12 protein-coding genes are annotated in these 11,587 nt (G+C 48.5%); 4 read left to right on the forward strand and 8 right to left on the reverse strand.

Going from position 1 to position 11,587, the window contains the following annotated elements:
• Positions 1-119 precede the first annotated feature (119 nt).
• A complete protein-coding gene (locus KK062_RS17430) occupies positions 120-608 on the forward strand; it encodes a nuclear transport factor 2 family protein (RefSeq protein WP_254085613.1) in 489 nt (162 codons plus the stop codon).
• A gap of 26 nt (positions 609-634) precedes the next feature.
• Here KK062_RS17430 and KK062_RS17435 read toward each other — a convergent pair whose 3' ends face one another.
• The 3 genes from KK062_RS17435 to KK062_RS17445 form a co-directional block, all read right to left on the reverse strand.
• Entirely contained in the window at positions 635-1,228 is a 594-nt protein-coding gene (locus tag KK062_RS17435) for a dihydrofolate reductase family protein (RefSeq protein WP_254085614.1), read from the reverse strand.
• Positions 1,229-1,498: 270 nt separating this feature from the next.
• The gene (locus KK062_RS17440; protein WP_254085615.1) at positions 1,499-4,294 is read right to left on the reverse strand and encodes an outer membrane beta-barrel protein; all 2,796 of its coding nucleotides are present in this window, start codon (positions 4,292-4,294) and stop codon (positions 1,499-1,501) included.
• Positions 4,295-4,332: 38 nt separating this feature from the next.
• Positions 4,333-5,055: a GLPGLI family protein gene (locus KK062_RS17445; protein WP_254085616.1), complete on the reverse strand. Its 723-nt coding sequence runs from the start codon at positions 5,053-5,055 to the stop codon at positions 4,333-4,335.
• Positions 5,056-5,337: 282 nt separating this feature from the next.
• Here KK062_RS17445 and KK062_RS17450 point away from each other — a divergent pair, with 282 nt between their 5' ends.
• Positions 5,338-6,882 carry a sensor histidine kinase gene (locus KK062_RS17450; RefSeq protein ID WP_254085617.1) on the forward strand — a complete coding sequence of 515 codons (1,545 nt, stop codon included), beginning with the start codon at positions 5,338-5,340 and terminating at the stop codon, positions 6,880-6,882.
• Positions 6,879-7,562: a response regulator transcription factor gene (locus KK062_RS17455; protein ID WP_254085618.1), complete on the forward strand. Its 684-nt coding sequence runs from the start codon at positions 6,879-6,881 to the stop codon at positions 7,560-7,562. The genes KK062_RS17450 and KK062_RS17455 overlap by 4 nt, the downstream gene beginning before the upstream one ends.
• Before the next feature lie 193 nt (positions 7,563-7,755).
• On the opposite strand, the gene KK062_RS31070 is transcribed toward KK062_RS17455, so the two are convergent.
• The 5 genes from KK062_RS31070 to KK062_RS17475 are packed head-to-tail and all read right to left on the reverse strand — an operon-like array spanning position 7,756 to position 10,066.
• Entirely contained in the window at positions 7,756-7,902 is a 147-nt protein-coding gene (locus KK062_RS31070) for a chromate resistance protein ChrB domain-containing protein (protein WP_369075175.1), read from the reverse strand.
• Entirely contained in the window at positions 7,847-8,599 is a 753-nt protein-coding gene (locus KK062_RS17460) for a DUF2490 domain-containing protein (RefSeq protein ID WP_254085619.1), read from the reverse strand. Before KK062_RS17460 ends, KK062_RS31070 begins: the two co-directional genes overlap by 56 nt.
• A gap of 60 nt (positions 8,600-8,659) precedes the next feature.
• Entirely contained in the window at positions 8,660-9,514 is an 855-nt protein-coding gene (locus KK062_RS17465; RefSeq protein WP_254085620.1) for a chromate resistance protein ChrB domain-containing protein, read from the reverse strand.
• A gap of 28 nt (positions 9,515-9,542) precedes the next feature.
• Positions 9,543-9,704, reverse strand: coding sequence for a glycoside hydrolase family 99-like domain-containing protein (locus KK062_RS17470; RefSeq protein ID WP_254085621.1), 162 nt, complete (start codon positions 9,702-9,704; stop codon positions 9,543-9,545).
• Positions 9,705-9,730: 26 nt separating this feature from the next.
• On the reverse strand, positions 9,731-10,066 hold the full coding sequence (locus tag KK062_RS17475) for a hypothetical protein (protein ID WP_254085622.1): 336 nt from the start codon (positions 10,064-10,066) through the stop codon (positions 9,731-9,733).
• A 246-nt stretch (positions 10,067-10,312) separates the two neighbouring features.
• Here KK062_RS17475 and KK062_RS17480 point away from each other — a divergent pair, with 246 nt between their 5' ends.
• Positions 10,313-11,503 carry an alpha/beta hydrolase family protein gene (locus tag KK062_RS17480; RefSeq protein WP_254085623.1) on the forward strand — a complete coding sequence of 397 codons (1,191 nt, stop codon included), beginning with the start codon at positions 10,313-10,315 and terminating at the stop codon, positions 11,501-11,503.
• Positions 11,504-11,587: the final 84 nt, after the last annotated feature.

The raw sequence follows: 11,587 nt of genomic DNA on the forward strand, positions 1-11,587 counted from the left end.
ACACTCTATCGTTCATTCCCGAACAAACCAAATATGAAAACATCATGATTAAGGTGTTGGGGCGAGATTCATTAACGGCACATCAATTGCTCAGCCTGTCGTACAAACTGACTAACCCCATGAAACTAGGAGCTATCTTCATTGCGACCTTTATTGTATCGACCAGATTACTATACCCTAATCAGGTAAACGCACAAACCAGTCAGACTTTATCAGCACAGGCATTGACAAAAAAAATAGCAAGTTTGGATAGTATTTTATTTCACGCATTTAATACATGTGACGTCAATACATCCAAGTCATTGTTTACAGAAGACCTCGAATTCTATCATGATGCAGGTGGACTTACAAACTATGCTCAGAACGTTAACTCAATACTTCAAAGATGCAATAATAAGGAAATGAAAGTTAGAAGAGAGCTAGTGAATGGTAGCCTCGAAGTTTTTCCAGTCAAGGATTTTGGCGCTGTCCAAATCGGAAGTCATTGTTTTTATTATACAGAAGAAGGAAAGGAGGAAAAGCTAGATGGGACGTTCAAATTCGTTCATATTTGGAAGAATACCAACGGAAATTGGAAGATAGCGCGCGTGATCAGCTATGACCATTGACACGCTGCACGTAACACAATGTTTTCTTAAGATCCAACATTGCCTGTGCTAACTTCTCCGGCTCTCTTGTAATTGGCTATAATGACCCCTTTTGACGTAACATGACTTTCTGTTAATGTAAATGCTGCCGGGATCGCACCGTTTTCGAACAGCTTTTTCCCTCCACCAAGAATCAAAGGATAAATTTTGAGCCGAAGCTCATCCACCAGGTCATGCTTAAGCAGCAGTTGAATGAGCTTACCACTACCCCAAACTTGAAGGTCGGACCCCTCCGAATTTTTAAGCTTTTCGATATCTGCCAGGCTTTTGACGAAGTGGGTATTTTTCCAATCTGATTTTTCTATGGTCTGCGACAGGACGTATTTGGCGCCATCATTGATGCCCGGCCAAAAGTCGGCATGTTGAGGCCAGTAGGATGCAAAAATCTCAAATGTTTTTCTGCCCAAAACATAATCTGCCGGTTTCAACTCTTCTGCCATGATACTGTTAAAAACCTCGTCACCATAAGATGCCGTCCAGCCGCCATAGTTGAAGCCGCCCGATGTGTCTTCGCCGGGTCCGCCCGGCGCTTGCATTACACCATCTAATGTAATCATCGATAAAACAGTTATTCTTCTCATATACTTTTATTTTTTTATTGAAATTGTTGTCCTAAACTTTAATGCCATTAACAGGTGCGTAACCATTGTTGACAATACAAAACTAGCGTTCACGTCAGTATTTGACACGGTGCAAAAGCGACAACTTAGGGGATGAATTGCGACAAGTCGAGTATTTGACGGCCTGGTCTTTGTGAATTCGATGGATCTTAATTTAAAGAATTGAAGGCCAGCTGGCAGCTTTCTCTTTTTGATAGGTCTTAAGGCCGGTGTTGCCCAGCAGGGTCGTGTTTAAGGTCTGATGATTCTCATACCACCGCCTGGAGGCGGACGCATGCCCCCCATCGGGTTGAGCTGTTTGTTGAGGGAATAGATGAACGCTAGCATGTAGTAGCGGCCGAGGGAATTGGTGACCTGTCTTTGGAAGTAGTTCACGTCGGCGGTCTGGGATACGCCGGTACTCTGGTCGAGTACGTTGTTGACGGATAGTTTGAGCTCGCCGCTTTTGGCTTTCAGGATATAGCGGGATATGGATATGTTGAGGAAGGGTATTGCCTGGTTGTAATCACTGGTTTTATTTTCGTAGGTAAGATACTCCAGGGACGAGCTCAGCAAATACATGTTGCCGAGCAGGTGAAGGTTTCCTTCGGCGGTGTAGGTATTGTTATAATACAGCTGGTTGGATGCGGCATCGAACTCGTAGGTTGTGGATTGACGGCTGATGTTTGCGCCGAGACTTATATCGAATATTTCCTTGAAGCGATAATCGTAGCGGAAGCGTCCGCCGAGCGTGTTTTGGGCGATGGTGCTTTGAAGATCGTCGATGATGTTCACGCCCTTCTGCTGCGAAGCCATGGCCGTTATGCCGAAGCGGCTGTTGAGCTTTTGGATGGGGAAGCCGAAGGTTGCATTTCCGCTCAGGTGCAGTGTGTTGTCTACATTTACAGGTTTTGATATCCGAACGCTCTCTTCCGTGTACGATTGCGAGTTGGTAATGGCGTTCTTCGTGTACGAAATATCCGCAAAGCCGAAGAAGTTTACGAACGATGCCGGGTTGAACATGATATAGTTGAGGCGCGCGTTGTGCTCATAAGCCGGTCGCAGACCGGGGTTACCCACGGAAAGGTTCAGCGGATCGCTATTATCCACCACGGGCTGAAGCTGCTGGATGGTCGGCTCCGTAACGGATGTTTCGTAGTCGAAGCGCAGGTGCCGTGTGGACGTGAAGTCGTAATTAAACCGCGCTACGGGCAACACGTTACGGTACGAGTTGGATATGGTTGCGTCGGACAGTTTCAGCTCGCCATCGAGAAATGTTTCCTGCACGCTTGCCCCTACCGTTACTGTATAGTTAGACCGGTTGAGACGGAAGTTCAGGCCGCCGCGGTGGTATTGGTAGTTACTGTTATACAGGTTACTCAAACTGTCGTTGAATAGGGGCTCGCCGCTGTTTAAGTCGTATACATTTTTCTTTACGTCGTTCAGGTTGGCGCGGTAGTTGTAGTTCGCTTCCAGGTATTTGCGACCGCCCAACGGTTCCGTATACGACAATGTGCCGCTGTAGGTAAGGGTGTTGATGGTCTGGTCGTTGGTTTGCAACGTCTCCACACTGCCTTCCGACTGTGTATAATAGTTGGTAAGGGCGTCGATGCTGCCCTTGCGATCCGTCTCCGTTACGTTCAGCTGCGCATTTACCGACAAGGTACGTCCTTTCTTTGCAAAACGATGCCGCCATAGCAGTGAGTTGTTTGCCGTAAGCGACGTACCGTTGTCAATGGTTCGTTTTTCGTTGTCGTTCAAAAGGCTTCCATCCATGGCCAGGTTTTCGCCCGCACTGGTTTCGTCGGCATCGGTCTCATTGTATGTCACGTTCGTTGTGAACTTGAGCGAATTCAGCGAATCGATTTTACGGTCGATAATGGCGTTCAGACGGTGGTTGGTGTTCGTATTGTTCTGGCGGCTGTTCTGGTTGAAAGTGAGGTCGCCGCTGGGTGCGAAGTTGATGCGTTCGGTAGTCTGGAGGAGGTTGTGATCCAGGTGATTATAGAAGTAGCTAGTACTTAGCTCGGTATTTTTGGTAAGGTTCTTATTATAGTTTATCCCGCCGGCATAGTTCGTCATAATGCCGCTGTTGCGTCTTCCCTGGTTGAGCGATACGCCAGACTGGTTATTGGAGCCGATGGTCATGCGCACAACGCCACCACCACCTACTGCCATTTGCTGTGAGCCGCCGGTAAAGCTCATATAGTCGTCTATGCCGAAGCCCTGCTCGTTTATATTGTTGGCCATGCCGAGAAGCGACAGCTGCTCTTGCTTGCGGAAACGGTTGAGGCTTGCCCGTGCCTGGTAACGGTCGCTTGTTCCGACACCCCCCATAAGGGTACCGAAGGCGCCATTCCGTTTTTCTTCTTTGAGTTCGAGGTTTATGGTTTTTTCACGCTGGCCGTCGTCCACGCCGGAGAATACAGCCTGGTCGGATTTTTTATCGAACACCTGTACTTTGCTGATGGCATCGGCGGGCAGATTTCGTGTGGCGAGCTTGGGGTCCGTGCCGAAGAATTCCTTGCCGTCCACCGTAATGCGTTTTACCTGCTCGCCCTGTGCGCGTATGGTGCCATCGTTGTCAACTTCCACGCCCGGCAGCTTTTTAAGAAGATCTTCCACAACAGCATTCTCGTTCGTTTTAAAGACTTTGGCGTTGAATTCAATCGTATCCCGCTTTACACGCACAGGTGCATCGTCTTCCACCGTTACCTCCGCTAGCTGTCGTGCCTGTGGTTGCATACGCAGGTCGCCGACATCCACCTGGTCGCCGGCGAGGGGCAATATCTTCCGCGTGAGAGGGGCATAGCTCAGGTAGGTGACCTTGAGTATATATTCCTGGCGGGCAAGATTCCGTATTTCGAAAGCGCCATCGGCAGCGGTCGTACCGAAGTTTACGAGCGAAGAATCTTTCGCGCTCAGTATCATCACTGTTGCCGATGGCAGCGTAGTGCCTGTGGTATCTTTCAGGTGCCCTTTTACCGTGATTTTCTGGGCGATGCCGATGTGGCTAACAAAAAAAAGCAGGTATAGAAACCTTTTCATAGTATGGGGCTTATTGCCGGTCTTTTGTCGTTATACTATCAGGGTCTGGGGCCTCTGCCCATACGCTGCATTTGCTCGCGGGATACTTTCTGGAACTCGGTTTGCGTAATGCGCTCGCCACCGGTGGGTGCTTTCAACTCATTCTTCTTCAACGGGCGCAGCGTTACCTGTTGCGCGGTGATGACCGTTTCGCCGGCATTCACATCTACTTGCAACACGCCGCCGGGTAATGAATTGAAACGCTCCGGACCGAGAAACGGCCGCAGCGTGTCTGTATACCAGGCTACGATTTCCTGCTTGCGCTCTTCGTTATAATAGCTGGCCTGCCGGCATATATAACCGAGGATCGTTTTTGTTTCGGTACCCAATTTCCAGGGCAGCACGGACAATGAATCCTGTATCAGGTATTTCTTTCCCATAATGTCCTGCTGAACAATGGAAGCGGCCATTGCCTGGTCGGTATAATATTCACCATGTGGTCTTCTGAAACGCATGCGCATGCCGCCACCGTCGGCTTCGAACTCGTCTTCATCCTCTTCCATAGGTTTGTAGAGCGAAGCGGTTTCGTTGAAAAAGAGCTCTTCCTGGTGTACGTTGAATTCGGGAATTGCATCTTTCATGGTTTCACGGTCGGGCGGCAGCCGGCGATGCAGGTTTATTTTTACTTCATATAGTATCACACCGCCAGGGGTCTGGCCGAAACCGACGTGCGCTACGGCAAGCGATGCCAGGATACTACCGATAATGACTATTTTTTTCATGCGGTCCAATGGGTTTGCGTCGGCTGGTTCGTTAAATAATGGTAAAACTACCGTGCGGAAGGGCTCTGCACGGTTAATAGATCTGAAAGGATTGTTAATTAAGGTTAAAGCCGTTCGTTGCACCCGCGGATCGCATTACCTTTGTATAACCGGTGCGTCGCTGCTTTAAGGTATTATGACGGCACGATGCAACGGTTGGTATCAGATACAAAACAACGTTCACGTGCGGTATGCCGAGGCAGGAAAAAGACTTTGGTCATGGAACAGGGGGCGCGAAAAAACATGAAGCGAAACAAGAACATCGTAACCGTAACGCTGATGATCTGCAGTCTTGCGTTGCTGATCGTCCTGCAAATTTTCTGGCTGCAGAGCTCGTACGAAAAAGCATTTTATAGCCTGCGGCGCGAAAGCGGTATGATTTTCCGGACAACCGTAATGACACTCCGGGACACTGCCTTTATGCGCAGCGTTGAAATCTTTCCGACAGATTCGCTGCCACGTTCGGCGGAGGCTGTATTAACGAGCGATTCAGCGCAACGGGCGTTCACGTTCCGGACGAATCGCATAAAACACCCTCGCGACAATGACGAGCGCGGCACGGTAGATATCTATACGGCCATTTCAGCCAACGATTCTATCAGCCCGGACATGCTTCGGCCGATTGCCGGGCGCCTCCAGACGATCCGTGGTGAAATGGTGGCCGGCGTGGGCAAGAGCTTCATCATACGCCTCACTACCGACACGCTGAATATGGACACGCTGCGGTTGCAATATGGCGAAGCGCTTGCCAACGCCAACATACACGTACCTTTCAATATACGTCATGCTGTTGTTCCCCCGGAACATGACCGGCATCCGGGCCCTTTCGGATTTGCCAGCGATTTCGAGACAACGCGGGAAGCCGAACAACGGAGCGAAAACACCATGTACGCCAATTCACTCACGCTCGATGCCGTTCGCATCAACCCGGTAAGCCGTTACACGGCGTCGCTGGCAAATATACGTGGCGTTATCCTGGCGCAGATCACACCACAAATTCTATTCGCTCTTTTCCTGACGCTGCTCACGGCCACGGCGTTTCTGGTAATGTTCCGGAACCTCCGGGCACAGCAACGCCTCATGGAAGCCAAGAACGACTTTATCAGCAACGTTACGCACGAACTCAAAACGCCTGTAGCCACAGTAAGTGTGGCGCTGGAGGCTTTACGGGACTTTCATGCGATCGACAACCCCACGCTCACGCAGGCATACCTGGACATTGCGCAGCATGAACTGAGCCGGCTGGCACAGATGACGGATAAAATCCTGGAGACATCGGTGTTTGAAACCAACGGTGTCGACTACCGCCCCGAGAGCATAGACCTGGACACTACCACACAACAGATCATTGCCTCGATGAAGATGGTTTTTGAGACACGCGGGGCGACGATACATTATAGTAAAGATGGCAACAACTTTGTGCTGCGCGGGGGCACCATCCACATCACGAATGTCATCTACAACCTCATTGACAACGCGTTGAAATACAGCCCTAAATGCCCGGTAATTACGGTGTCGTTAAAAAATGCGGTAAATTCTGTGAGCCTGTCTGTAAAGGACGAGGGACTGGGTATCGCGGCGGAATACCAGAAAAAGATCTTCGAGAAATTTTTCCGTGTACCTACAGGCGATGTTCACAATACAAAGGGCTATGGGCTGGGGCTCAATTATGTGGCGAGCGTAATCCGCAGCCACGGTGGTCGTATTGACGTGCAGAGCGAGCCCGGCAAAGGCAGTTGTTTTATCATTACCCTTCCCCGGCAAGGTACGAGGGCTTTGACATCATGAGTAAGGTCAAAATATTCTACGTGGAAGACGAGCCTTTCCTGGCGCGTATCGTAAAAGAAAGCCTGGAAAGCCGTGATTTTGAAGTAACGATGGTGGACGACGGCAAAGACGCCATAGCCCGGTTCCAGTCGCTAAAGCCCGACATTTGCGTGCTCGACGTTATGCTGCCCACCAGGGACGGTTATACGCTGGCCAGGGAAATGCGCCGGCTGGCGCCATTGCTGCCGATCATTTTCGTTACGGCCAGGATACAAACAGAAGATCTGCTGAAAGGTTTTGAAGCCGGCGGCAATGATTATATACGCAAGCCGTTCAGCATGGAGGAGCTTATTGTTCGTGTTACGAACCTGCTGCAACTTACACAATCGCAAAAGGCCACGGCACAGGAGAACATTACCATTGGCCGTTACGAGTTCCTACCACTGCGGTATGAGCTACGGTATGAGACGACGGTAAAAAAACTCTCGCATCGCGAATCTACCCTGCTGCAAACCCTGATCGACAACAAGAACGCCACCGTGCTTCGCAAAGATATTCTCATGAAATTGTGGGGCGACGATTCGTTTTTCAATTCGCGCAACCTGGATGTATACATTACCAAGTTGCGCGATTACCTGAAGGACGATCCATCGGTCCAGATTATCACGATCAAAGGCATCGGTTATCATTTTGCCGCATAGCGACAACCGCTGCAGACCTCATTTCGGGTTTCACATATATCTATACTGCTGGTATACGCCATTTCTGGCGTTCCCAGAAAAATATAATATATGAAAGAGTTGGCATGATCGCGAATGTTTTCAGAAATTCTGAAGCTCCTTTGCTTTTGCAAGGACCTGGTCGGTGAGAACGTAGATGAATTCGGCTTGTGGGTCAACAAAGTTTGGTGAGCCAGGGGCAAGCGATTCTGTCAATCTTCGGACGGTCGCGGGTGATCCATTTCATGACGCAGGATTTTTGTTGATCAGTTTTCTTTTGGGCGTAAGTCGAGTGAATGGAAGAAGAACAGGCGGATGGCATCGGTAGACATGTACTTGTTGCCCGATGCTTCCTGTTGGTAGACGTTCATATAGCCCAGCTGCGCGTTGAGATGGGATGTGAACTGATAGCCGACGCCAGCGAAGAACCGATTTTGATCGAAGGTGTTATAGACAATTTTACCGCCGAAGTTGAGAAACACTTCGTTCATTACAGCGATGAACGGTGTTTTGGGAGCAACCTCTTTTCCGGTAAGGGGAACAAAAAACGACATGTTATAGCGGATCCGGTAGTTAAAGTTGTAGCCGTCGATCAACTCGTCATTGGCGATCTTGCGATTGAAGCGCTCTTCTAGGCGTAACCATTGCAGTGTGGTGAGTCCGGGATATTTTTGGTTGTACCAGATTTGCTGCCAGGCACGGTGCTCAGGTCTGGATGTGTCGAGGCTTTTGACTGGGAAGTGGTTGACAAAGGCGTAGCCCACATTGACGCGCAGATTGTCTTTCATGAAATATGTTACGGCCGGGCGAAACACGAACTGAAAGGGTCGATCAATGAAATAGTCCGTCTGCCGATAGTGGACGTCTACCCAGAAACCGAACTTGTTCGTGAGGCGGGTTTGGTTGAAGAATCCGAACCAAAGCTGCTCGCGGTGGTGCACATCTTTCTGTACGGCTTGGGCTGCTGCGCCGCTGTAAAGAATGAAAAAGGTAAAAAGAATTATGGTATGTCGTAACATCTCTCACTGCATTGTGTAAGCAATACTCGCGAGAACGTCGGACGAAGGATAGAATGGAATTTACTGATTTGTATCCGTTTTACTTTTGCTCAGTTTTTTTCGGAATTCGGAAGGATTTTGATCGGTGTGCTTCTTAAAAATCCGGTTAAAATGGCTCTGGTCTGAAAATCCTGTGAGGTATGCGATTTCCGCCAGGGTGTGGTCGGTATCACGAAGCAGCTGCGTGGCGCGTTCGATGCGGAGTTTACGGATGTAGTCGCCAAAGGAGAGATCGTCGAAGTACTTAGAAAACTCCCGCGAAAGGTAGCTCGGGTGGACGTTGAGGCTTTGGGAGATTTCCTTGAGGTTGAGCGCTAGATTGGTGTCTATCTGGTCCTGGATGATTTCCTTCAGCTCGCGCGCCCAATCGGGTACTTTGCCACTCTTGTCTTGCAGATACTTTTTATATACGTCGAGCAGGAGGTTTTCAATGGGGTTTTGGGTGTGCTTTTCGTTTTGCAAATGTTTCGCCCACGTGTAGAGTGCGTCGTAAATCATCATGCCGCTTTCCAGAAGCTCATGATCGTTGGTGATGTTGTGGGACAGACCTGCGGATATGGCCCAGAGGCCGGAGGCTTGGGTGGCGAGATCGTGCCGGTCGGTGTCTGCGCCACGGACGATAGGCGCAAGTGTGTGAAGCGCGGGATCGGAAAGGTTGTGTTTCTTGATGATGTAGTCGAAGGTGCACTGGTCGCCATAGTGTGTGTATTCTACGCTGGGAAGATCAAAGGGTATGGCATTGAGCTCTTTTGACTGTGGTATGACCTGATCGAAAGGTACGTAGATAAATTCGGCGTCGCTGTCGACGAATCGCTTGATGAGCCAGGGGCAGGCGATGCGGTCGATCTTGGGACGCTCGCGGGTAATCCATTTCATAGGTGAAATTTAATTACGGATGATTGATTTACAACTGATCCAGGTAGCTGCCTTCTGCCCATTCATTCCAGGCGTTGATGGTAATTAACGTTGGCTGTCCGGGATGTTGGTCTATGTAATCTTTTGCTTTTTGAAGATACTGTTGAAAATATTGAGGTTTGTTGTCAACGATCAAATCTTGTTTTTGCACGGGAAAGCGGGGGTTGCTATCCCAGCCTATTGAAACGTGGGGACAGTATGGGACAGTAATGTCTTGTCCCATTCGGCCCATTTGGTCAGGGCTTGTTCTGCCCAGGGAATGTAGTCGCCGTCGGGACGGATGAAATGACACCACTGGTAATTTGTCATACTGCTAAAACCAAAATACTCCACGGTGGAGTTCTGCGTCCGTACGGCATCTCCGGGAACATCTTTTAAGGTTGATGGAATGTTGCCCCAAAGAATAGCTTGCAGATACAAGCCGGGGAAGCCTGCTTCGATGGTTTTTTTGCGGAAGTAATCGATGGCTGCTTTTGCCTTTTCAGAGCCACGTTTGACGTTGTGCCTGTACACTAAAACAAACTACGCATAGGTGAGCAAGTATCACATAAACGAGTGCCTTCACTTTTTCTGTCATTGTTCTAACCTAGCCTTTGACGCGGTTCTCTGCGTCCTGCTGTATTCTGGCTGTACTGCTATATGTCTACATCGCACAATGGTCTAAATAACGCGTGTAAGCTCCCTTCACCCGAAATTATTTTGAATCACAGAGTAATCTGTAGAATCCTCGCCACCGAATATTCTGCCTATCTTAGCATAATGGACAAACATAAACCAGTATCCAAAGGCATCAGTATAAAGACATTGTTGGCCACTGCGGCACTTACGCTACTAGTTATTGCCTTTGCAATTTATCTGTATGTACAGAAGGATAAACCTTTAACGAATCGGGAGCAGGAGCCGAAAGGCCCCTTTCCCTACGAGATGGAAGATATTACCTTCACGAACGCGAATGCAAATGTTACGCTTTCCGGAACCCTCACCCTTCCATCCAACCGTAACGAAAAATACCCTGCTGTGATCCTAATCTCTGGTTACGGACCACAAAATCGAGATGCTGAATGGAATGGACACAAGCCATTTCTCATAATCGCAGACTGCCTTACAAGGCAAGGGTTCGCCGTGCTTAGGTATGATGATCGTGGTTTTGGAAAATCAACTGGGAATTATCATGCTGGTACATCATTGGATTTTTCAACGGACGTGGAAAGCGCAGTTCATTTTTTGAAGACGAGAAAGGAAATCGATAGTACAAGGATTGGATTAATTGGTCATAGCGATGGCGCTATGATTGCACCAATGGTTGCTGCGAGATCGAATGATGTTAGTTTTATAATCATGTTAGCCGGCCCAGGAAAATTAGGAGGTGACATTATGGTAGAAAGGCAAGTGTTACTGGAGCGCAGAATGGGGAAATCTGAACAAGAAATTCAAAGATCGAAGGAATACATAGAACAATTAATTAGCATAATTGTAAGTTCGGAAAATGAGAAAGACCTCAAGAGCGCGCTGGACAAGTTTGCTAATGAAACTAAGGATCAAATTCCAGATGATCAGATACCACCAGGAATGACGAAAGAAGAATTTATTTCGAGACAGGTCACGATGTTAACAAGCCCTTTCTTTAAATACTTTTTTACATACGACCCGCAAGATGATTTGAGAAATGTTAAATGCCCTGTTCTTGCACTTGGTGGCGAAAAAGATGTGCAGGTACCCTCTACGGACAACTTACAAGCGATAAAAAACGCACTGGTCGCAGGAGGAAATAGTGATGTCACCGTAAAGGAATTAAAAAGGCTGAATCACATGTTTCAAGAATGTTCTACAGGGATGATTAACGAATATGGAAAAATCGAACAGACGTTTTCACCAATAGCACTAGCTGAAATATCTCAATTCGTTTTACAGAAATCAGACTTAAAAGGAAACGAACATCGTGGGGACTAAAATCTTGATGGATATTCCGGAGATGCTGACCCCGGTAACGTTGATACTGACCCCCTAAAGGTTTTGGCTCAGCAGAGCTGACAG

It is taken from the genome of Dawidia cretensis, from assembly GCF_018598175.1.
GTDB lineage: Bacteria > Bacteroidota > Bacteroidia > Cytophagales > Cyclobacteriaceae > Ohtaekwangia > Ohtaekwangia cretensis.